The sequence below is a fragment of the Thalassococcus lentus genome, from assembly GCF_028023555.1.
Lineage (GTDB): Bacteria > Pseudomonadota > Alphaproteobacteria > Rhodobacterales > Rhodobacteraceae > Thalassococcus_A > Thalassococcus_A lentus.
In genome coordinates this window covers 463,352-483,588 of the sequence record NZ_JAQIOY010000002.1, presented here as the reverse complement: position 1 = coordinate 483,588, position 20,237 = coordinate 463,352, and the positions used below count along the sequence as shown (strand labels likewise).

At 59.0% G+C, this 20,237-nt stretch carries 21 protein-coding genes; 11 read left to right on the top strand and 10 right to left on the bottom strand.

The window, feature by feature from the left end:
- Positions 1-29 precede the first annotated feature (29 nt).
- Both PFY00_RS07440 and guaA read right to left on the bottom strand, forming a co-directional pair.
- Positions 30-1,139 carry a hypothetical protein gene (locus PFY00_RS07440; protein ID WP_271431905.1) on the bottom strand — a complete coding sequence of 370 codons (1,110 nt, stop codon included), beginning with the start codon at positions 1,137-1,139 and terminating at the stop codon, positions 30-32.
- A gap of 4 nt (positions 1,140-1,143) precedes the next feature.
- A complete protein-coding gene (gene guaA, locus PFY00_RS07435; RefSeq protein WP_271431904.1) occupies positions 1,144-2,703 on the bottom strand; it encodes a glutamine-hydrolyzing GMP synthase in 1,560 nt (519 codons plus the stop codon).
- Positions 2,704-2,766: 63 nt separating this feature from the next.
- Between guaA and PFY00_RS07430 the strand changes: the two genes are divergently transcribed.
- The 3 genes from PFY00_RS07430 to PFY00_RS07420 all read left to right on the top strand — a co-directional run bounded on the left by PFY00_RS07430 (position 2,767) and on the right by PFY00_RS07420 (position 5,172).
- Positions 2,767-3,120: a Lin0512 family protein gene (locus tag PFY00_RS07430; protein WP_271431903.1), complete on the top strand. Its 354-nt coding sequence runs from the start codon at positions 2,767-2,769 to the stop codon at positions 3,118-3,120.
- Entirely contained in the window at positions 3,120-3,476 is a 357-nt protein-coding gene (locus tag PFY00_RS07425; protein ID WP_271431902.1) for a Lin0512 family protein, read from the top strand. The genes PFY00_RS07430 and PFY00_RS07425 overlap by 1 nt, the downstream gene beginning before the upstream one ends.
- A 145-nt stretch (positions 3,477-3,621) precedes the next feature.
- Positions 3,622-5,172, top strand: a complete 1,551-nt coding sequence (locus tag PFY00_RS07420; protein ID WP_271431901.1) for a trimethylamine methyltransferase family protein — start codon at positions 3,622-3,624, stop codon at positions 5,170-5,172.
- Between the two features lie 57 nt (positions 5,173-5,229).
- Here PFY00_RS07420 and PFY00_RS07415 read toward each other — a convergent pair whose 3' ends face one another.
- On the bottom strand, positions 5,230-5,517 hold the full coding sequence (locus PFY00_RS07415; RefSeq protein ID WP_271431900.1) for a DUF6477 family protein: 288 nt from the start codon (positions 5,515-5,517) through the stop codon (positions 5,230-5,232).
- Between the two features lie 262 nt (positions 5,518-5,779).
- Here PFY00_RS07415 and PFY00_RS07410 point away from each other — a divergent pair, with 262 nt between their 5' ends.
- Positions 5,780-6,913 carry a DUF6456 domain-containing protein gene (locus PFY00_RS07410; protein WP_271431899.1) on the top strand — a complete coding sequence of 378 codons (1,134 nt, stop codon included), beginning with the start codon at positions 5,780-5,782 and terminating at the stop codon, positions 6,911-6,913.
- 241 nt (positions 6,914-7,154) lie between these two features.
- Entirely contained in the window at positions 7,155-8,105 is a 951-nt protein-coding gene (gene lipA, locus PFY00_RS07405; protein ID WP_271431898.1) for a lipoyl synthase, read from the top strand.
- A gap of 74 nt (positions 8,106-8,179) precedes the next feature.
- Here the strand turns inward: lipA and PFY00_RS07400 are convergent, their stop codons facing one another.
- Both PFY00_RS07400 and PFY00_RS07395 read right to left on the bottom strand, forming a co-directional pair.
- Positions 8,180-9,055, bottom strand: a complete 876-nt coding sequence (locus PFY00_RS07400; RefSeq protein WP_271431897.1) for a cytochrome c — start codon at positions 9,053-9,055, stop codon at positions 8,180-8,182.
- A 6-nt stretch (positions 9,056-9,061) separates the two neighbouring features.
- On the bottom strand, positions 9,062-9,517 hold the full coding sequence (locus tag PFY00_RS07395; protein WP_271431896.1) for a c-type cytochrome: 456 nt from the start codon (positions 9,515-9,517) through the stop codon (positions 9,062-9,064).
- A gap of 96 nt (positions 9,518-9,613) precedes the next feature.
- Here PFY00_RS07395 and PFY00_RS07390 point away from each other — a divergent pair, with 96 nt between their 5' ends.
- The gene (locus PFY00_RS07390) at positions 9,614-10,483 is read left to right on the top strand and encodes a LysR family transcriptional regulator (protein ID WP_271431895.1); all 870 of its coding nucleotides are present in this window, start codon (positions 9,614-9,616) and stop codon (positions 10,481-10,483) included.
- Between the two features lie 12 nt (positions 10,484-10,495).
- Here the strand turns inward: PFY00_RS07390 and hpt are convergent, their stop codons facing one another.
- Complete coding sequence (hpt, locus tag PFY00_RS07385) at positions 10,496-11,041, bottom strand: hypoxanthine phosphoribosyltransferase (RefSeq protein WP_271431894.1); 546 nt, start codon at positions 11,039-11,041, stop codon at positions 10,496-10,498.
- A 71-nt stretch (positions 11,042-11,112) separates the two neighbouring features.
- On the opposite strand from hpt, the gene PFY00_RS07380 reads away from it, so the two are divergent.
- Positions 11,113-11,556, top strand: a complete 444-nt coding sequence (locus tag PFY00_RS07380) for a type II toxin-antitoxin system RatA family toxin (protein WP_271431893.1) — start codon at positions 11,113-11,115, stop codon at positions 11,554-11,556.
- Positions 11,557-11,621: 65 nt separating this feature from the next.
- On the top strand, positions 11,622-12,911 hold the full coding sequence (locus PFY00_RS07375; protein ID WP_271431892.1) for an MmgE/PrpD family protein: 1,290 nt from the start codon (positions 11,622-11,624) through the stop codon (positions 12,909-12,911).
- 143 nt (positions 12,912-13,054) lie between these two features.
- Here PFY00_RS07375 and PFY00_RS07370 read toward each other — a convergent pair whose 3' ends face one another.
- The 4 genes from PFY00_RS07370 to PFY00_RS07355 form a co-directional block, all read right to left on the bottom strand.
- Positions 13,055-14,236, bottom strand: a complete 1,182-nt coding sequence (locus tag PFY00_RS07370) for an ammonium transporter (protein ID WP_271431891.1) — start codon at positions 14,234-14,236, stop codon at positions 13,055-13,057.
- Between the two features lie 159 nt (positions 14,237-14,395).
- Positions 14,396-14,863, bottom strand: coding sequence for a CinA family protein (locus PFY00_RS07365; RefSeq protein WP_271431890.1), 468 nt, complete (start codon positions 14,861-14,863; stop codon positions 14,396-14,398).
- Positions 14,860-15,345 (bottom strand): phosphatidylglycerophosphatase A family protein, encoded by a 486-nt coding sequence (locus tag PFY00_RS07360; protein WP_271431889.1) that lies wholly within the window; start codon positions 15,343-15,345, stop codon positions 14,860-14,862. Before PFY00_RS07360 ends, PFY00_RS07365 begins: the two co-directional genes overlap by 4 nt.
- The gene (locus PFY00_RS07355) at positions 15,342-16,472 is read right to left on the bottom strand and encodes a bifunctional 2-C-methyl-D-erythritol 4-phosphate cytidylyltransferase/2-C-methyl-D-erythritol 2,4-cyclodiphosphate synthase (RefSeq protein WP_271431888.1); all 1,131 of its coding nucleotides are present in this window, start codon (positions 16,470-16,472) and stop codon (positions 15,342-15,344) included. The genes PFY00_RS07360 and PFY00_RS07355 overlap by 4 nt, the downstream gene beginning before the upstream one ends.
- Before the next feature lie 176 nt (positions 16,473-16,648).
- On the opposite strand from PFY00_RS07355, the gene dusB reads away from it, so the two are divergent.
- Genes dusB through PFY00_RS07340 form a run of 3 tightly spaced genes read left to right on the top strand, consistent with a single transcriptional unit; the run spans position 16,649 to position 20,094 of the window.
- Positions 16,649-17,638, top strand: a complete 990-nt coding sequence (gene dusB, locus PFY00_RS07350) for a tRNA dihydrouridine synthase DusB (protein ID WP_271431887.1) — start codon at positions 16,649-16,651, stop codon at positions 17,636-17,638.
- Complete coding sequence (locus PFY00_RS07345) at positions 17,635-18,717, top strand: two-component system sensor histidine kinase NtrB (RefSeq protein WP_271431886.1); 1,083 nt, start codon at positions 17,635-17,637, stop codon at positions 18,715-18,717. The genes dusB and PFY00_RS07345 overlap by 4 nt, the downstream gene beginning before the upstream one ends.
- 3 nt (positions 18,718-18,720) lie before the next feature.
- On the top strand, positions 18,721-20,094 hold the full coding sequence (locus PFY00_RS07340; RefSeq protein ID WP_271431885.1) for a response regulator: 1,374 nt from the start codon (positions 18,721-18,723) through the stop codon (positions 20,092-20,094).
- The last annotated feature ends 143 nt before the right edge of the window (positions 20,095-20,237 follow it).

Sequence of the window (20,237 nt, the reverse complement as noted above, 5' to 3'; positions counted from 1 at the left end):
CTGCACATTGCTGGATAGCACATGTCCAGCTATTTGCCGTCAGACAAGTCCTGCAGCATCTGGGTGATATTGGCATTTGCCGGGCGGACCCGATGCAGAAAGGTCAAAAGCGTTATCAGGTCTTCGCGTGCTCTGGGATTGTTGCGGTTGGCCCGTTTAGCAATCCGCATCAAAGCGCCAACTTCAGTGTTGGCGAGCGTGTTTTGGTTTAATTCCTGTGCAATGCTATTGGCGATCTGATTGATCTGATCTTGCGAAAACAAAGCAACTTCATCGCCTTGTTGGTCGCTTTTTGCGACAGGGTCAGGCCAAATCAGTTTTTCAGAAGAAGGCACCATTTTATTGATTGCGTCGATGTCAGGGCCAATTCTGTCGCGCAATTGTTCGACGATTGTTGCCGGAACGGGAAGCGGGTCATGCTCTACGATCGGCAGGTTTTCGATCAGGCCCTTTGAGAGAAACCTAGCCGGTTGTTTGGTATCTGCTTTGTTTAGGGCGCTTTGGAGCATCAGCTCGGACCGCGTCAGGGACCGATTGACCGGAACATCCAGAATATCGGCCTTGGCCAGAAACGCGTCGCTGGATTGACCAAGCAGCAGTCCAAAAAACCGATCTGCCAGCGATTTGCTACACCGCGAATAGTTAGCCAGCTCAACTGGAATGCCCTTGTCCTGAAATACGGACAGAAGAAGACGAACCCGTTGGAAGGTGTCAGAGGTGTTTGCGAAATCTGCCAGCGAACCGCCGTAACCGGCCTGTTTTACGACCTGAGCATAGTAGGAGCCGACAAAATCTATCGGATCACGTAGAAACAGGATGATCTTTACCGGGTGCTGGGCCGTCAACCGATCGAGTTGATCGGGCTCATCCGAAATTTTGAGTGTCATCTGTTCTCGCGAGAACAGCACATCCTTTTCCGACGCGGATTGTGCTTTGCTTAGCACGACGTCGGCCCAGTCTTCACCGGGAGCAAAGTCGATATTGCCGGAACTCATGCCGCCGCGCCGGGCGTCTTCCATCATAGGATGCTCTGGGTAGTGCAGCCCGAAGTCACGCAACAATTCGACATTGCGCGCCAGGATCGACTGCATGGCGGTCGTGCCGGTCTTCCAGATCCCGATATGAAGGATCAGCGCCAAACCGTCATTCCCACTCGATTGTGCCCGGAGGTTTGGACGTCACATCATAGGTCACACGGTTGATGCCTTTGACCTCGTTGATTATGCGCGTGGCTGTTTCGCCCAAAAACTCATGGCTGAACGGGTAATAATCCGCCGTCATACCATCAACCGAAGTCACGGCCCGCAGCGCACAGGCGAAATCATAGGTGCGTCCATCACCCATCACGCCGACGGTGCGTACTGGAAGGATCGCGACAAAGGCCTGCCAGATTTCATCATAGAGGCCGTGCTTGCGGATCTGGTCGATATAGACCGCATCTGCCTTGCGCAGAATTTCCAGCTTTTCGCGGGTGATCTCGCCGGGGCAGCGAATAGCCAGACCGGGACCGGGGAAGGGGTGACGACCGATGAAGTGATCGGGCAGGCCAAGTTCGCGACCCAGCGCTCGGACCTCGTCCTTGAAGAGCGCGCGCAGAGGCTCTACCAGCTTCAGGCCCATTTTCTCGGGCAATCCACCAACATTGTGATGCGATTTGATGGTCACAGAAGGACCGCCGGAAAAGCTGACCGACTCGATCACATCTGGATAGAGTGTGCCCTGGGCGAGGAATTCAGCGCCTTCGATTTCATTTGCGTATTTCTGGAACACGTCAATAAACAGACCGCCGATAATCTTGCGCTTGGTTTCGGGGTCAGACACGCCTTCGAGTTTGCCAAGGAACAGCTCGGTTTCGTCGGCATGGATCAGCGGCAGGTTATAGTGGTCGCGGAACATGCCGACCACTTCTTCGGCCTCGTTCATACGCAGCAGACCGTGGTCCACGAATACACAGGTCAGTTGCTCACCGATGGCTTCGTGAATCAGCACCGCAGCAACCGAACTGTCGACCCCGCCGGACAGCGCACAGATGACCTGTTTGTCGCCGACCTGTTCGCGGATCTTCTGAACGGCTTCTTCGCGATAGCTGGCCATGGTCCAGTCGCCGGTAAACCCTGCCAGTTTTACAAAGTTCTCATAGAGCTTTGCGCCGCGTGGTGTGTGGTGCACCTCGGGGTGGAACTGAACGGCGTAAAAGTTTCGCGCTGTGTCGGCCGTGATCGCAAAGGGTGCACCGGGGGAGGTGCCATAGACCTCAAAGCCCGGAGCCAACGCGGCGACATGATCGCCGTGGCTCATCCAGACCTGCTCGCGGCCATCATCGAACCAGCCGTCCAGCAGGTCCAGCTTGGCAGAGGGCTCCACATAGGCCCGACCAAACTCGGCAGTGCCTTCGCCAGAGACCACGTTGCCGCCCAATTGCTGCATCATGACCTGCTGACCATAGCAGATTCCCAAAATCGGAACGCCATAGTCAAAGACACCGTCCGGTGCGCGGGGACTGCCATCCCGGGTGACGCTGTCGGGCCCTCCAGAAAAGATGATCGCCTTGGGTGCCATCTCATGGATCAGGTCCATGGTGACTGCCTGATAAGGGCGGATTTCGGCGAGAACATTCAACTCGCGCAGACGGCGCGCAATCAGCTGCGTTACCTGGCTGCCAAAGTCGATGATGAGAAGGCGGTCATGCTGGGCTTGGGTCATGCGCTCTGTTAGAACCGCCAATGGAAAAGTTCAATATCAAGGATCAGCGAAGGAGCAGCTGCTATGAGGGTTATTACCGAATTTGGCATGGGAACATCGCTGCGCAGGGGGGACTACACCGAAGCGGCGGCCCGAGGCATCAAAAACGCGCTTTGGCGGAACTCGATCAATGCTGCCGAACTGTTTGGATTCGACAAATCCGATATGCAACTGACCGTGGATGTCGGTGTCCAGAAACCTCAGGCGGTGGATGTCGATGCACTGCGTGAGATTTTCCCTTACGGCCAGCCCACGATTCGTCTGTCCCAAGGGGGGCTGGACATTGCCCGGCCCGAAGGCACTGGAAACCCCACCGTTATCGCCAATGTCGCAATCACCGTGAGTTTTGACATGGTGCCTGTAGAGGAGACCGCGTGATGCAGCGATTGATCATTGAAATGGCAATAGGCACGGATCTGCATGGACAGGACTATACCAAGGCTGCGTGCCGTGCCGTTGAACAGGCCTTGCGCCATGCCTCGCTGCCAGCGCTGTCACTGCCGGGTATGGATCAAGCCGAAATTCGGGTCCATATCGGCGTGCAGGATCCCGATCGTGTCGACAAACAAGCCGTGGCTGCTTGCCTGCCGCGGTCCGGTGCGGACGTTACGGTCGCGCTGGGCGGATTGGATGTCGCTGTCGAAGAGGGCTCTATTGGTGCCGTGACTGCAAGCGCTGCGATCGAAGTATTCTTGCCAAAACAAGACAGTTGGCGCCTGCGCCCGACTGACTAAACGTAGCTGATCAGGCCATAGCACGCCCCAATGTCGTTTTCTCGCGCCATACGCCGGAAACGACAGGGGGCGTGTTCCTCTGGCAAGCTAGATAAATGCTCAACCGGGGTTCCGCACCCCGCATCGGCGCAGAGGGGAAAAAGCAATGGCAGAGGCAACAGCAGCACGTAGACGGTCCCGCGGCAGTGGCGGCGGTGCGGCACGACGTGCCGAACGGACCGCGATCAGCACCGAAACCGCCAAGTATATCGAGCGGAATATTCCGAACCTCGAAATTCTGAACGAAGAAGCGCTGGAAATCATCGAGACCAATGCAGAGCAGGTCCTCGAAGAAATTGGTGTGAACTTTGTCAACAACCCTGCCGCGCTGGACCGCTGGCGTGATGCAGGTGCAGACATTGATGGTGAACGCGTTCGCATCCCCAAGGGTTTGGCCCGGCAATTGTGCAGCACCGCGCCCAGCACCTTTACCCAGCATGCCCGCAATCCATCACGCTCGGTCGAGATTGGCGGCAGAAACCTGGTTCTTGCCCCTGTCTATGGCCCGCCCTTCGTGCACGACATGGAAAAAGGCCGCCGCTATGCGACCATGGCGGATTTCGAGAACTTTGTGAAACTGGGCTACATGTCAAAGTGGCTGCATCATTCGGGCGGCACCGTATGCGAGCCGACAGACATCCCGGTGAACAAGCGCCACCTCGATATGCTGATGGCGCATATGACGCTGTCCGATAAGCCCTTCATGGGGTCGGTGACAGAACCCAGCCGGGCGCAGGACAGTGTCGACATGGCGGGTATTCTGTTCGGCAAGGACGTCGTGCAGCAAAAGACGGTGATGACGTCACTGATCAACATCAACTCGCCTTTGACCTTTGACGATGTGATGATGGGTGCTCTCGAGGTCTACGCGCAGAACAATCAGGCGTCGATCATTTCGCCCTTTATCGTCGGCGGTGCCATGGCGCCTGTTTCCGTGGCCGGTACGCTGACGCAGGTTATGGCCGAAGTCTTGGCCGGTATCGCCTATTCCCAGCTGATCCGTCCGGGTGCCCCGGTGATTATGGGGGCTTTCGTCACATCGATCGATATGAACTCTGGTGCGCCAACGTTCGGCACACCAGAAGCGGCGCATATCACCTATGGCGCTGGGCAGTTGGCACGGCGGCTGGGATTGCCGTACCGGTCTGCTGGCTCGTTCTGTGGCTCCAAATTGCCCGACGCACAGGCCGCCTACGAGACCGCCAACAGCCTGAACATGGGCTTGCTCGCTGGTGTTAATTTCATGCTGCATTCCTGCGGATGGATGGAGGGCGGCCTTGTGGCGTCCTTTGAAAAATTCGTGATGGACGCAGACCAGCTGGGCACGTTGCATCATCTCGCAAAGGGTGTTGCGATGGACGAAAACGCACAGGCCATGGATGCGTTGCGCGAAGTGGGCCCGGGCGGACATTTCCTCGGATGCGCCCACACGCAGGCGAACTTCAAAGAGGCGTTCTGGCGGTCGGATCTGTTCGACTACAAACCGTATGAGACCTGGTCAGAAGAAGGTGCGCGAGACACGGCCAGTTTTGCCAATGCGCGGGTCAAACGGTTGCTGGAAACCTATCAAAAGCCCGCCATGGATCCGGGCATCGAAGAGGCCTTGCAGGCCTATGTGGCACAAAAGAAAGAAAGCATGCCGGACAGCTTTACCTAATCCAATGCAGTGCTGAGATTTAGCCCGGGCCGCAGTGTCCGGGCTTTTTCTTTGGAATCAACGTGTTGCGGTTCGGATCAGTTGCGCTTCGCCCATCATGGCGCAGAGCACTTCGACATGGCGGCTGATGGAATAGCTGGCGGCCTCGGCGACGCGGGCGTCATTCAGGCCTTCTTCGATTTCGATCAGGCGCATCAGGGCCGCACCGGGACGGGGCAGGCGGCCATATCCGAACAGACGTTTCAGCTGAGTGTCCCGGCGATAATCCTGCGCACCGATGCGCGCGGCCCGTATCAGCAACCGGGGGCGTCGCAAGCTTTCGAGCATTCCAATGAGGTCTTTCATGGGCTTTCCCTTTTGCATGTGAGGTCATGGGTCATGAATTGCACAACTTTAGCGCGTGTTGCGCAAAGTGGGTGTTGTCCGCACGGTCGTTCAAGGAAGGGTTATCAATTGATGATCCATACCTTTTCAGCACCAATGCGATTAACCAATAGGTAACAAACACACCCTTAAGTTGTTATCCCAAGGGTGTTGTGGATAAGTTTTATAGACATTGTTGTGCGGTAGGGCCGTCGATTGGCCGTTGGAAAGACAGGGGATGCAAATGTCACAGCTCATAGAAACGAGCGGACCAAAGGAAATACCGAACTGGGTGCCACGGGCCGCGCGTCTGTATCTCGCGCATACCGAAGAAGGGTGCTCGATCCGTCAATTGGCGCGCGATATCGGCTGCCATGCCTCGACGGTTCTGCGTCAAGTCCGGCGCATAGAGAACCGGCGAGACGATCCATTGGTGGACGCTGCCCTCAAACGTCTGGGGGTTTCACACCCGTCGGGTCCCGGCGTGCAGACCGATGCGAAACACGTCCCTAAGGATGAACGTTGTATGACCAAGGCCGAAGATTTCACTGCATCGCCCGACGAAGCCACGTTGGCACGAGAAGCCCGGCGAATCTTGAAACGTCTGTGTGAAAGCGGTGCGGTTCTGGCCGTCGCGGCCGAGATGGACAAGGCTGTTGTCGTACGGGACACCGGAGATGGCGGCTCGACTCGTTCTGCGGTTGTCGATTCCACCATTGCGCAGGCCATGGCGCTCAAGGACTGGATTGCCTGCGACGCACCGGGCCGCATTTCGCGCTACAGGATTACGTCGATCGGGCGCAGCACATTGAACCGGCTGGTGGCAGAACAGGAAAATCGCGTTCGCGGGTTCGCCGAGGCGCAGGCCGGGTTTGACACAGGGCGCGAGGCCGAGGCCGCCCTCAATGCCATTGAAGCAGACCCAAGGGCGCGTCGAGGCCGCTTTTTACTGGCCGAAAGCCCTTTGATCGCCTTGGCGCGGCGCAAGGACAAATCCGGTGACGCATTCCTGAACGAAGAGCTAGTGGCCGCCGGTGAACGTTTGCGCGAAGACTTTGAGTTGGCCCAGATCGGCCCGCGCGCTGCGCAGAATTGGGACACGTTTTTAACGGATGGTATCCTTGGCGGTACCGAAGGGGATGCCGTCAAAGGTGGCGCCGACGCACGCGCTCGACTTGAAGCGGCGCTCAGAGACCTTGGTCCTGGGCTGGGAGATGTCGCGCTGCGCTGCTGTTGCTATCTCGAAGGTCTCGAAATGACTGAAAAAGAACTGGGCTGGTCCGCGCGTTCCGGCAAGATCGTTCTGCGCATCGCATTGCAGCGACTCAGGCATCACTACGCTCAGCGTGCCGCGCAGGGCGGTGATCTCGTTGGTTAAGGATGAATTGCGGTCGTCGCGCTCTGCGCGGGCTGCATTCCCGCGTCCCATTCAGCGCGAGTCAGCGCCGGAGTGAGCAGCTCACTCCGGCGCGTAACGCACTCAGAACACTTAGTAATGGTGCAGGGGGAAACTCATTACCTTGGGGATGCGACGCTGTGAGACAGCTGTGCGGTACTAGCAAATCCCCCCGCAACTCCGTATTACGGAATGCAGATATATTCTTCGCGGGGAAAAAACTGTGCGAGACCTCAAGTTGCCCAACGAGCGCCATCCGGAAAAAGCGCATCGCCCGGATAACGCCCAGCCCAAGAAACCGGACTGGATTCGTGTGAAGGCTCCGGGTGGGGCGGGATACAATGAAACCCGCCGCATCATGCGCGAACACAAGCTTGTCACCGTCTGCGAAGAAGCGGGTTGTCCGAACGCCGGTGAATGCTGGAATCAGGGCCACGCGACCATGATGATCATGGGCGAAATCTGTACGCGCGGCTGCACCTTTTGCAACGTGGCGACCGGGCGCCCTGATGCGCTGGATCTGTTTGAACCGGGCCGCGTGGCGGATGCGGTGCAAAAGCTGGGGCTGAACCACGTGGTCATCACCTCGGTGGACCGGGATGATCTGGAAGATGGCGGGGCCGAACATTTTGCCCAGACCATTCGCGCCGTGCGTCATCGCAGTCCGGGTACGACAATTGAAATTCTGACGCCGGATTTCCTCAAATGTGCGCCAGAGGTGCTGGAAATCGTGGTCGATGCCAAACCGGATGTGTTTAACCACAACCTTGAAACTGTTCCGGGTCTCTATCCCGAAGTGCGGCCCGGCGCGCGCTACTTCCATTCGCTGCGCCTGTTGCAACGGGTCAAGGAAATCGATCCTTCGATCTTTACCAAGTCGGGTATCATGGTCGGCCTTGGGGAAGACGCGCAGGCGGTCAAGCAGGTCATGGATGACATGCGCGCCGCTGATGTGGATTTCCTGACAATCGGTCAATACTTGCAGCCGACGCCCAAGCACCACGCGGTTCACCGCTTTGTCACGCCCGAGGAATTCGCTGCCTACGAAAAGGCCGCCTACGGCAAAGGCTTCGAGATGGTCTCTGCCACTCCGCTGACGCGCTCAAGTTATCATGCGGGGGACGATTTCGCCCGCCTGCGCGCCGCGCGAGAGGCCAAGCTGGCCCGGGGCTGACGGCCAAGTACCACTGTCAAAAAGAAAAGGGGCCGCGAAACCGGCCCCTTTTTTGTTTGTTCTGGCTGAAAGGCTCAGGGATTCGGAATCGCCTTGACGTAGGCGGCGACCGCATCCCGGTCTTCTTTGCTGAGTTCCGAAAAGTTCTGAACCACTTCGGCCATGTGACCACCCACGCTGTCGAAATCGGGGGTAAATCCGGTTTCGAGATAGTAGGCTATATCTGCGGCAGACCACTTCAGTTTATCCGGTGTCAGCGCGGGAATCGTGCCCTGGCCCGAAGGATTCGGCGCACCTGCCATCCATTGGCCGGTGTTCAAGGCGCCTACAGGATTGCGCGGTGTGTGGCATTCGGCGCAATGGGCCAAAGCCTCAACCAGATACTGGCCACGGGCCAGATCATCCGGAACATCCATTACGAACCCGTCTGGCATGAACAGGAACTTCCAACCGCCGACAGAGCGGCGGATGTTGAACGGAAAGCCCACATCATGCGGTTTCGAGGCCACATCGGACGCTGGCAAGGTCTGCATAAAGGCCCAAAGGTCCTTCAGGTCGCCATCTGTCATGCGGCTGTAGGCGGTGTAGGGAAAGGCCGGATAGTAATGCTGGCCCGCCGGTGAAACGCCGCGCAGCACTGCATTGGCAAACTGTTCCTGAGTCCAGTTGCCGATCCCGGCTTCGGGGTGGGGTGAAATGTTTGGTGCGTAAAAAGTGCCAAAATCTGATGCAAAGGCCTGACCACCGGTCAGCAAATTTTTGTCTTCGGCTCCCTTGGCGTGGTGACAAGAGGCACAGCCCGCAGCGGTGTAGACGGTTTTGCCCGCCTCTGCGTTTCCTGTGGCCTCGGCGAACTGGGCGGCGTCGACAGTGTCTGGCGCCGTAACCCAGAGTCCAATCCCGGCCGCCACAACGGCAGCCGGGATCAGCAGTTTCAACAAGCGGCGCACGGCCTGTTACTCGGGCGTACGATAAGTGTCATGGCACGCTTTGCAGGTGCCGCCCATCTTGCCCAGTGCGGGGCCGATGGCTTCGACACCTGTCGCCGCTGCGGTCTGCATTTCTGCGGCCGCCGCACCGAATGCGCCCCACTTTTCAAGAACATCCGGCAGGTTTTCCCACATCGCTGGCATTGCGCGCGTGCCGTCGATCGACATGCTGTCAGAACCTTCGGGCCAAAGCGGTGCTTGGTTGACCATCGAAACGCCGACGAGCGAGTCGGCTGCTGCCTGAGCTGCTTCGGCGTCATATTCCACAGCGCCACGGGCCATGCCGCCCAGAATGCCAAGATTGATCGCCATAATACGGAATTGACCCTGGCGGGCCTTGAGTTGCGCTTCGAAATCCTGCGCATATGCGGCGGTGCTGCCGAGGGTGGCGACAGCGGCCAAAAGGGTCAAAGTCTTTTTCATGGAGGAACTCCCTAGTGTGATTAATAGTAGCAACCATAGTATGTTTAGGGGCCGCAACAAACACATTCCACAAATTTGCGGGGCAGGTGCGCATAAATGCAAAAACTGAACTGGGATGATCTGAGATTTGTGCTGGCTGTGGCCGATTCCGGCTCAGTGGCCAGCGCGGCACGAATTCTTGGCGTCAACCACGCTACGGTCCTGCGCCGGCTGAACGCTTTTGAAGCTGCCGCAGGTGCCCCGGTGTTTGAGCGCAGCGCGCAGGGCTATCGGCTGCGGGCGGATCGGCTGGCCGTGATTGAGGCCGCACGGGATGCCGCCAGCGCGCTCGACCGGGCAGGGCGCCACCTGAGCGAAACCCTGCCGGATGGTGGCTCTTTGATGCGCCTGACGTCGGTGGATTCGCTATGCCAATCGGTTCTGGCCGAGGAAATGCCGCAGATTGCCAAGCGGATCGCGCCGCACCGGCTTGCGCTGATCTCGGCCAACACCCGGCTCGATATCTCAAGACTCCAGGCAGAAATGACAGTCCGGCCCACACCCACGCTCGAAGAGTTCATGGTCGGGGAAATTGCCTGCGATCTGGCTTTTGCGGTTTACGCGAACAAGGACGCGCCGGGCGGCTGGCTGGGACTGGGCGGCACCTTGGCTGGCTCATTACCAGGGCGATGGTTGGCCGACCACGTGCTCTCTGAACATGTGGTGGCCTTGGCTGATAGCTTTCAGGTTCTCACTGTCATGGCGCAGGCCGGAATGGGGCGGGCCGTTTTGCCCTGTATTTTGGGGGATCGTGCGCGGGGGCTGAACAGGATCGACTGTGACATGCCGGATCTGCGGGTGCCGCTTTGGGTGGCAACGCACCGCGATCTTGCGGGGCTGCCCCGCATTGACTTGTTGCAGCGCGCCGTCTTTGCAGCCCTCAGGCGTCAAAGAGACGCGCTCGAAGGCGTAGCCCAGGGCGCGTGACCGCAGCCGTTTTCAGTCTGGATCGGTGAAACGGACCTTGCCGATAAAGGGCAGGTTGCGGTTGCGCTGCGCAAAATCGATGCCGTAACCCACAACAAATTCGTCGGGAATTTCAAAGCCCGTCCAATCCGCTTTGACGTCCACTTCACGGCGGCTGGGTTTGTCGAGAAGCGCGATCGAACGCAGCTTGTGCGGTTTGCGCGCTTTCAGCAGCCCCAGAACATGTTTCATTGTGAATCCGGTGTCGATGATGTCCTCGACGACCAGTACATCGCGCCCTTCGATTCCACCGCGCAGGTCCTTCAGGATGCGCACCTCTCGCGAACTTTCCATGCCGTCGCCGTATGACGACGCCTCGAGGAAATCCACCTCGACCGGCAGATCAAGCTCGCGCACCAGATCGGCGATGAAAACGAATGATCCGCGCAACAACCCCACGACAATCAGCTTGTCGGTATCCGAGAACTCGGTCTGGATTGCACTACAGAGCGCTTCGATCCGCGCGGCAATGGATTTGGCCGAGATCATCTGGTCTACGACATAAGGACGCTGTGTCATGGGTTTACCCTTGAAATTTGAGCCGCAGCATACGACATGACCCGACAATGTCACGGATGCAAGGGGGCGAGATGCCGACCCATTCGGAAACCCGTACGCTGCCTTATTCGGCGCAGCAGATGTACGACCTTGTGGCCGACGTGGCCAACTACCCCAAGTTCCTGCCCTGGACGGCGGCGGCCCGCATTCGGTCGCGCGAAGAGCAGGGCGATCATGAGGTGATGCTGGCGGATCTGGTCATCTCGTTCAAAGTGTTCCGCGAACGCTTTGGCAGCCGGGTCACACTGTGGCCCGAAGCCCAAAAGATCGACACAGAATACTTGGATGGCCCGTTCAATCACATGGTGTCAAAATGGGCCTTCAAAGACGTGGACGGCGGGGTCGAAGTGTCCTTCTTCGTGGATTTCGAGTTCCGCAACCGGATTTTGCAAGGCGCGGCGGGGATGTTCTTTTACGAGGCCATGCAGCGTATTGTGAGGGCCTTCGAACGGCGCGCCGCCGAGCTTTACAGCTAGCGCGCTCCGGCGCATCTTGCCTGAGGGATCGCTGTTTTGCGGCTCATGTTCAGGAGGGATGACAAGTGACCATCGCAGCTGACCCGGTCGGGCCTATTCTCGACGCCAGCTTGGCCAAACAGACTGAATCTGCGCGTCAGGTCATGCGGATGTCCTTGCAGGACTGGACCGCCTGCGCTCTGGCCGGGCGCAGCGAGCCGGTCGCGCGTATCACCCGCGCCATGATTGTCGAAGAAGGCGGCGCCGAACAGGCCAGCCTGCTGGGTGGGGGGCGCGCGCCGGCCCGGGCAGCGGCACTGGTCAACGGCGCGACCAGCCACGCGCTTGATTACGATGACACCCACTTCGCCCATATCGGCCACCCGTCGGTTGCCGTTCTGCCCGCTGCCCTCGCGATGGCCGAGCGTCAGGGCGCAGGCATGCGCGACGTGCTCAAAGCCGCGCTGGCAGGGTGCGAGGCTTCGATCCGGTTTGGCTTGTTGTTCGGCCGGTCGCATTATCAGATCGGCTACCACCAGACCGCAACCGCTGGTGCCTTTGGCGCCGGGGTGGCAGCGGCGCAGCTGCTGGGGCTCGGCCGCGATGACCTGCAAGCCGTGATCGGGCTGATTTCGACGCGGGCCTCAGGGCTGAAATCGCAGTTTGGCACAATGGGCAAACCCTTTAACGCCGGGATTGCAGCATCCAACGGCGTTGAGGCCGCCTTGCTGATCGCAGCAGGCTTTCAATCAAATTCGGATGCCATGACCGGACAGAATGGTTTTCTGACAACCCACCACGCAGACATTGAAGTAAGCAGCTCATCTCGCGCCGAACAGGCCGGATTTTTCATGGAAAACGTCAGTCACAAATTCCACGCCTGTTGCCATGGGCTTCATGCAACACTCGAAGCCTTGCAAAGTCTCAAACCCATTGATGCGCAGGATGTCACTGCGGTTGGCATCGCAACGCACCCTCGCTGGATGACCGTATGCAACATCCAGACGCCGCGCAGCGGGCTCGAGGCCAAGTTCTCTTACCGCTGTGTCACGGCCTTGTCCCTGCTTGGGTATGACACCGGCGCGCTCACGACCTTTGATGATTCCCTGGCACAGGCCGCCGTGGTGCAGGCGATCTTGCCCCGTGTGAGTGTTCATGCAGACGAGAGCCTTAGCGAAATGCAAGCCCGTGTCACGGTTCAGACCGACCAAAAAAGCCAAGAGGCGTTTTTCGATCTGGATCTCCCGCTTGATCTGGACAGCCGGCAAAGCCGCATTGCCGCCAAAACGCGCGCGCTCGTCGGCGAAAGCACCGCTCTACAAATCAGCCAGGCACTAGACACGGACGACCTCTGCGCTCTGACTGCGCTTTTCTGATGCTTCTTTGTGCCTGAAATATCCCGGGGTTTGGGGCAGCGCCCCAACGGGCGGTTTTGAAAAAAACCGCAAAACCCATGAAAAACGGGCCCGCGAGGGCCCGTTTGCATTTTGATCAAACCGCCGGTTTGGCTGGTTTGTGATCAGCTGGCGTGATCATAGGCCCGTTCACCGTGAACCATGATGTCCAACCCGCTGTGCTCAGTCTCTTCATCCACGCGCAGCGGTGTGATGGCCTTGGTGATGAAGATCAGAACCACGGTCACGACGATGGTAAAGAGACCGACGATCACCAGCGATCCGGCCTGTGCGGCAAAGCTGCCAGCGCCAAAGATCGCAATCATCAATGTGCCAAAGATACCGCCGACACCGTGGACGGCAAAGACATCCAGAGTGTCATCGATCTTGAGCAGGTTGCGAACCACGTTGACCGCTTCCTGACACAGGATGCCGGCGATGCCGCCGATGATCAGTGCTTCGACCGGGCCGACAAAGCCCGACGCGGGTGTGATCGATGCAAGACCTGCAATTGTCCCTGTGACCATGCCCACCAAGGACGCCTTGCCGAACTTGATCTTTTCCCAAAGCGCCCATGTCAGCGATGCGGTGGCCGCCGAAATATGGGTGACGGTCAGCGCCATGGCTGCGCCACCATCGGCCGCCAGCTGCGAGCCGCCGTTGAAACCGAACCAGCCAACCCAAAGCATGGCGGCGCCGATCATCACGAAACCGGGGTTGTGCGGCGGCGTGGTCTGATTTTTGCGCGGACCAAGGAACATTGCGATGATCAATGCGGCCAGACCGGCTGTTTCGTGAACCACGATACCGCCTGCGAAATCTTTCACACCGTTTTCGCCAAAGATACCGCCGTCGGCGAGGAAACCGCCGCCCCAGATCCAATGCACCACGGGTGCGTAGCACAGCAGCATCCAAAGGCCCGAGAAGAGCAGAACAAACCCAAATCCGACGCGCTCGACATAGGCGCCGACGATCAGGGCAGGGGTGATGATCGCAAAGGTCATCTGGAAGGCAAAGAACAACACCTCAGGCAGCGTTCCCGACAGGCTGTCTGCCGTCACACCGGCAAGAAACATCTTGTCGTATCCGCCCCAGTAGCCGGATGTGCCGCCGCCAAAGGCAATGGAGTATCCAACGACCAGCCACAGCACGCTCATCAGGCATGCAATGGCAAAGCAGTGCATGAAAACACTCAGCACATTTCGTGCGCGAACCAGTCCGCCGTAAAACAGCGCCAGACCTGGCAATGTCATGAACAACACCAACGCTGTTGCCACGATGATCCAAGCGGTATCCGCTCCGTTCATAGTCCCGTCCTTCCGATTTTGTTCGTTGCGCAGGTCAAAAGCGGGATTCGGATGCGGAAAAAAGCGGCATGCCGTCCTCAGGCCGCGCAAATAGGGGGCAATATGCAAACTGCACAAAAAATGGGCTTAAAATTTAAGCAATGACCAAAAATAGGGCATTTATGAAAGGCAGCTTTTTCCGAGCAGATGCAGGGCATGCGCAACCGTCGCTGCCCGCACCGCATCACGGCCAATCGCGCCGAATTCGACGGTTTCGGTTTGTACGCCGTCTGCATTCGCCAGACCAAAGCGCACCCGTCCTTCGGGTTTGAACTCGGACCCTCCCGGCCCGGCGATCCCGGTGACGGATACCGCGATCTGTGCGTCAGACCGGTCCAGCGCGCCTTTTGCCATTTCGGCCGCGACCGCTTCGGATACGGCGCCATGCGCCTCAAGTGTTGCGGCCCTGACCCCCAGCATGTCCATCTTTGCCCCGTTGGAGTAGGTGACAAACCCGCGGTCCACCACGTCGGACGATCCCGGGATTGCGGTCAGTGCTGCGGCGATCATCCCGCCAGTGCAGCTTTCTGCGGTGGCGATCATCTTGCCTTGTTTGCGTGCCAGTTCCAGAACCTCGGAGGCGGTCACATCATCGCTCCATGATAAACCGAGGCCAGTGCGATCACGCCAATTGCAGCAAAAACGCCGGCGATCACATCATCCAGCATGACCCCCATGGGGGTGCCCATCCTGTCTGCGCGTCCGACAAGCCATGGTTTGGTGATGTCGAAAAGACGGAACAGAACAAAGGCTGCAATCCAGCCGGGCCACAGTCTTTCGATCCCGATGCCCATCATGGCCGCGCCATAGCTGACCGGGAACAAGGCAATCCACTGTCCGACCACTTCGTCGATGACCACCCAGCTGGGGTCATGATCCTCTGCGCCCTCGGTCACGCGCTGTGTTGCGATAAGGCCCGAGATGAAGGCAAAGACTGTCAGGTTCAGCAGGAACCAAAAGCCGCCAATCTGATGAATGCCATAGGCAAGGGGCAGGGCGGCCAGTGATCCCCATGTCCCGGAGGCCGGTCGCAGAAAGCCGACGCCGCAAACCGATGCGATCCACTTCATGGCTTCACCAGTGTTGCGGTTGCGATGGCCGCGATGCCTTCTTCGCGGCCGGTAAAGCCCAGTCGTTCAGACGTGGTTGCCTTGATCGATACCTGATCGCTGCGCAGCTCCATGATTTCAGCCATTTTCGCCATCATATCAGCGGCATGTGGGCCGATCTTGGGCCGTTCGCAAATCAACGTGCAGTCAACATTACTGATCGTATACCCCTTGGAGCGGGCCAGATCGCAGGCGTGGCGCAGGAATATGTCGCTGGCCGCGCCTTTCCACTGCGGATCGCTGGGGGGAAAGTGGCGGCCGATGTCGCCTTCGGCCAACGCGCCATAGAGCGCGTCGGTCACGGCATGCATGCCGACGTCCGCATCGGAATGGCCCTTGAGCTTGCGATTGTGCGGAACGCGCACACCGCACAGGATGACGTGATCCCCATCTTCAAAGGCGTGTACGTCAAAGCCGTTGCCTAGGCGTATGTCCATATCGGTCTCCAGCAATCGGGCGGCGCGGGCAAAATCCTGCGGACCCGTGATTTTCAGATTTCGTTCGTCGCCCGGAACAATGGATACGTCCAGCCCCGCAGCGCGGGCGACCTCCACATCGTCAGTGGCATTACCCGGATGGGCGCGATGCGCGGCCAGGATATCGGCATAGCGAAATCCCTGCGGCGTCTGCGCACGAAACAACCCCGTGCGGTCCTGTGTTCCGCTGACACGGCCCTCGGCGCCGGTCCAAAGCGCATCAGTGACCGCCAGTGCCGGGGCGGCGCCCGGCGTGTCGCTTAGCGCATTAAGGACCGCATCAATGACGTGGCCGGGAATGCAGGGTCTGGCGATGTCATGGATCAGGACATGGTCCGGCGCCGCGGTCTGCAACGCCATGAGCCCGTTCAGCACAGAGCCCGCGCGACTGTCCGCGCCATCCACCAGCGCGACGTCCAGTCCCGTGCAGGCGGCTTCCGCAAGGTGTCGGTCATCGGGATGAATCACCATGACTTTGGTCATGTCGTCTGCAAAGGCCTCCAGCGTCCAGCGCGCCACGGGACGCCCTGCGATGGTTTGCCATTGCTTGGGCAATGGTCCACCTGCGCGGCTTCCACGGCCTGCGGCGACGAAAATCACGGCTGTTGTCATGGGATTGGCCCCTGTTTCCCTTTGTTCTAGGCGCTGCGGGGCGCATGCGCAATTGCCCGGGGAAAGTGATTAAAAAATAGGCAAATAGGTTTGCTGCGGTAGCGAAAACAGGGCAAAACATTGAAAGAACTCAGGGGGACCACTACCCCTGATGCAACTGCACAAGGATTAAGCGTTTGAGCATTGCTCTGCCAGACCGCACCATTTCACCCCCTGTCTTGCTGGCTCCGCTGGCGGGAATCACGGACTTGCCGTTCCGAAACCTCGTGTCAGGCTTTGGCGCGGGCCTTGTTGTGTCCGAGATGATTGCTTCCGGCGAATTCCTGACAGAACGCCCGGGTACACGCGAAAAAGCCGAGCTTGGGGCCGGGATCGAAAACACCTCGGTTCAGATTGCGGGCCGCGAGCCGGAACCCATGGCCGAGGCCGCCCGGATCGTTGAGGGGATGGGCGCCAAGGTCATCGACATCAATATGGGTTGTCCGGCCAAAAAGGTGACGGGTGGATGGTCAGGCTCGGCGCTGATGCAGGTTCCGGATCACGCGCTGCGCCTGATCGAAGCGACCGTGGCAGCCGTCAAAGTGCCGGTTACATTGAAGACCCGGCTGGGATGGGACAGCGATGCATTGAACGCACCTGATCTGGCCCGCCGCGCCGAGGGGGCTGGCGTATCCATGGTTGTGATCCACGGACGCACCCGCTGTCAGTTCTATAAGGGGCAGGCCGATTGGGACGCAATCCGCGCCGTCAAAGAGGCCGTGAACATCCCCGTGGTGGCCAATGGCGATATAGTTGATGCCGACACGGCGCAGGCGGCGCTCAGGGCGTCCGGGGCCGATGGGGTCATGATTGGCCGTGGGGCACAGGGGGCGCCCTGGAAACTGGCCGAAGTCGCAGCCGAGCTTTATGGAACGCCGGCGCCAAAAGTGCCGACCGGGGCAGCTTTGACCGATATGGTGTCAGGCCACTACGAAGCGATTCTGCGCTTTTACGGCAAGGTGCTGGGTGGACGCGTCGCCCGCAAGCATTTGGGGTGGTACATGGACCGTGCAGGCACGGAAAAGGCCTTGCGCGGGCGCATCCTGACCGAAAAGGACACCAGCCATGTACTGGCTTTGCTGCCGGATGCTCTGGCGGAACGGGATCCGGGGGCTGTGGCAGCATGACCGAAGAACAGGATATGCAGCTGTGGTCTTCGCTGCCGGTTCCGGCCATTCTGATTGCGCCGGATGAAACCATTCTCGATGCCAATTCAGCCGCCGAAGGATTTCTGAACACCTCGGCAAAATGGCTTGAAGGGCAGCCCGTATGGGACCGCATCGCCGTTGATGCGCCTCTGGAAGAAAGCCTTGCCCGGGCGCGCGACCATGGCACGCCGCTGTTTGTAAACGATGTGGACGTGGGCTCGGGATCCCGAGCACCGCTGATCTGCAATCTGTCGATTGCACCGGTTCAAGGCAGCGGTGGTCAGATGATCCTGCTGATTTCGCCCCGTGAACTGGCCGGGCGTATGACGCAAAGCCATTCGGTGAAATCTGCTGCAAAATCGGCAATCGGCATGGCGGAAATGCTGGCCCATGAAATCAAGAACCCGCTGGCGGGGATTACTGGCGCTGCACAGCTGCTCAGCATGAACTTGTCTGCCGATGATCTGGAATTGACCGATCTAATCGTGGCGGAGAGCCGGCGCATCGTAAAGCTGCTCGAACAGGTTGAGCAGTTCGGCAACCTGTCGACGCCCGAACGCACCGAGGTCAATGTGCATGACGTGTTGGATCGTGCGCGCCGCTCAACCTTGCTGGGTGCGGGGGCGCATATGAAGATTGTCGAGGATTACGATCCCTCGCTGCCCATGGCGATGGGCGATCCGGACAAGCTGTTGCAGGTCATTCTGAACCTGCTCAAGAACGCCGCCGAAGCCGCCGACCCGATCACCGGGGGCACCATCAGGCTGCACACCTACTACGAACACAGCTTCCGCCTGCGGCGTGCCGATGGCTCTGGTCAGTCGCTGCCGTTGCAGATCGAAGTGATCGATGACGGCCCCGGTTTGCCGGATGACATCAAGGGCGACATTTTTGATCCCTTTGTTTCGGGCCGTGAAAACGGAACCGGATTGGGGCTGGCGCTGGTCAGCAAGATTATCTCGGACCACGACGGCTGGATTTCCGTCGACAGTATTCCCGGACGCACTGTTTTTCGAATTTCGTTGCCGCGGGCAACACCTGCCAAAGAGGAGAGTTGAGTTATGGATGGCACTGTTCTTGTCGCCGATGACGACCGTACGATCCGCACAGTTTTGACCCAGGCGCTGACACGCGCGGGCTGCAAAGTGCATGCAACCTCTTCGCTGACGACGCTGATGCGTTGGGTGGGCGAGGGCAAAGGCGACGTCGTTATCTCGGACGTGATGATGCCTGACGGAAACGGGCTGGAGATGCTGCCCAAGATTTCCGAGGACCGCCCGGATCTGCCGGTGATCGTGATCTCTGCGCAAAACACGATCATGACAGCCATTCAGGCCGCAGAGGCAGAAGCCTACGACTATCTGCCAAAACCGTTCGATTTGCCCGATCTGATGAAGCGCACCGCACGGGCGCTGGATTCGCGGCAGCGTGTTCCGCGCCGCGATGATCCGGTTGTCGGTGGCGCGGACGAGCCGGAAGAATTGCCACTGGTGGGCAAAACGCCGGTCATGCAGGCGCTCTATCGATTGATGGCCCGTGTAATGAACACTGATCTTCCGGTGCTAATCACCGGCGAGTCGGGTACAGGCAAAAGCCTGATCGCCCGCGCTCTGCACGACTTTTCTGATCGTCGCACTCTGCCGTTCGTATCGGTAACAGCGGCTGATCTTGCCGATCTGGAAGGCCCCGCCAAGGTGCTGGCGCGGGTCAAGGGCGGCACGCTGCTGATTGACGAAATCGCCGACATTTCTGACGAGGTACAGGCGCGGATCGTGCGCATGATGGATGTGCCGGGTGATCATGTGCCGCGCTTTATGGCTACGTCGCAGTATGATCCCGGGCGCCTGATGGAAGAAAAGTTGGTTCGGCAGGATCTGTTCTATCGCATGGACGGCGCGGCGTTGTCGGTGCCTTCTCTGCGCGAACGCGTTGAGGACATCAAATTGCTGACCGAACATTTCATGTTGCGGTCTGAAAAAGAAGGTGCCCCAAAGCGGTGGCTGTCGGCACAGGCCGAAGAGTTATTCCGGGTATACAGCTGGCCGGGCAATGTCCGACAGTTGGAGAATGCAGTGCGCCGTTTGTGTCTGACCGCGCGGGCTGACGAAATTGCCCGCTCCGAAGTCGAAGCGGTGCTTGGTAACCAGCCGGAAACCGGCCCTGTCCTGCGGGGCGGGGACAGCGAAAAGCTGGGCGCTTCGGTTGCCCGTCACCTGCGCCGCTATTTCGATTTGCACGGCGCAATTTTGCCACCTCCGGGCCTGCATGGCCGCATCATCCGTGAAGTCGAGGTGCCGTTGATCGAAATCGCCCTAGAGGCGACGGGTGGAAATCAGGCTAAATGTGCCGATTTGCTCGGAATCAACCGCAATACTTTGCGCAAAAAGATCACCGAGCTGGATATTCGCGTGACACGCCGCCGCAAATTGATGTAAAACGGCCACATAACTGTGGCGCGACCGCTTCGCTTTTGGGCTATCCCAGCGAAAACGGTCTGGCAGACCACAAGATATGGCGGTTGTCGCTTTGAGGCGACACATCAAGGCGAGGATGGGCTGTGGCCACAGGAGCACGCACT

Coding starts and splice junctions, on each gene's coding strand:
- hpt (WP_271431894.1), bottom strand. CDS start 11,041: ATGACACAGCGTCCTTATGTCGTAGACCAGATGATCTCGGCCAAATCC.
- PFY00_RS07340 (WP_271431885.1), top strand. CDS start 18,721: ATGGATGGCACTGTTCTTGTCGCCGATGACGACCGTACGATCCGCACA.
- PFY00_RS07420 (WP_271431901.1), top strand. CDS start 3,622: ATGGCAGAGGCAACAGCAGCACGTAGACGGTCCCGCGGCAGTGGCGGC.
- PFY00_RS07370 (WP_271431891.1), bottom strand. CDS start 14,236: ATGAACGGAGCGGATACCGCTTGGATCATCGTGGCAACAGCGTTGGTG.
- PFY00_RS07360 (WP_271431889.1), bottom strand. CDS start 15,345: ATGAAGTGGATCGCATCGGTTTGCGGCGTCGGCTTTCTGCGACCGGCC.
- guaA (WP_271431904.1), bottom strand. CDS start 2,703: ATGACCCAAGCCCAGCATGACCGCCTTCTCATCATCGACTTTGGCAGC.
- PFY00_RS07380 (WP_271431893.1), top strand. CDS start 11,113: ATGCCGACCCATTCGGAAACCCGTACGCTGCCTTATTCGGCGCAGCAG.
- PFY00_RS07430 (WP_271431903.1), top strand. CDS start 2,767: ATGAGGGTTATTACCGAATTTGGCATGGGAACATCGCTGCGCAGGGGG.
- PFY00_RS07355 (WP_271431888.1), bottom strand. CDS start 16,472: ATGACAACAGCCGTGATTTTCGTCGCCGCAGGCCGTGGAAGCCGCGCA.
- PFY00_RS07345 (WP_271431886.1), top strand. CDS start 17,635: ATGACCGAAGAACAGGATATGCAGCTGTGGTCTTCGCTGCCGGTTCCG.
- PFY00_RS07395 (WP_271431896.1), bottom strand. CDS start 9,517: ATGAAAAAGACTTTGACCCTTTTGGCCGCTGTCGCCACCCTCGGCAGC.
- PFY00_RS07390 (WP_271431895.1), top strand. CDS start 9,614: ATGCAAAAACTGAACTGGGATGATCTGAGATTTGTGCTGGCTGTGGCC.
- PFY00_RS07415 (WP_271431900.1), bottom strand. CDS start 5,517: ATGAAAGACCTCATTGGAATGCTCGAAAGCTTGCGACGCCCCCGGTTG.
- PFY00_RS07425 (WP_271431902.1), top strand. CDS start 3,120: ATGCAGCGATTGATCATTGAAATGGCAATAGGCACGGATCTGCATGGA.
- PFY00_RS07410 (WP_271431899.1), top strand. CDS start 5,780: ATGTCACAGCTCATAGAAACGAGCGGACCAAAGGAAATACCGAACTGG.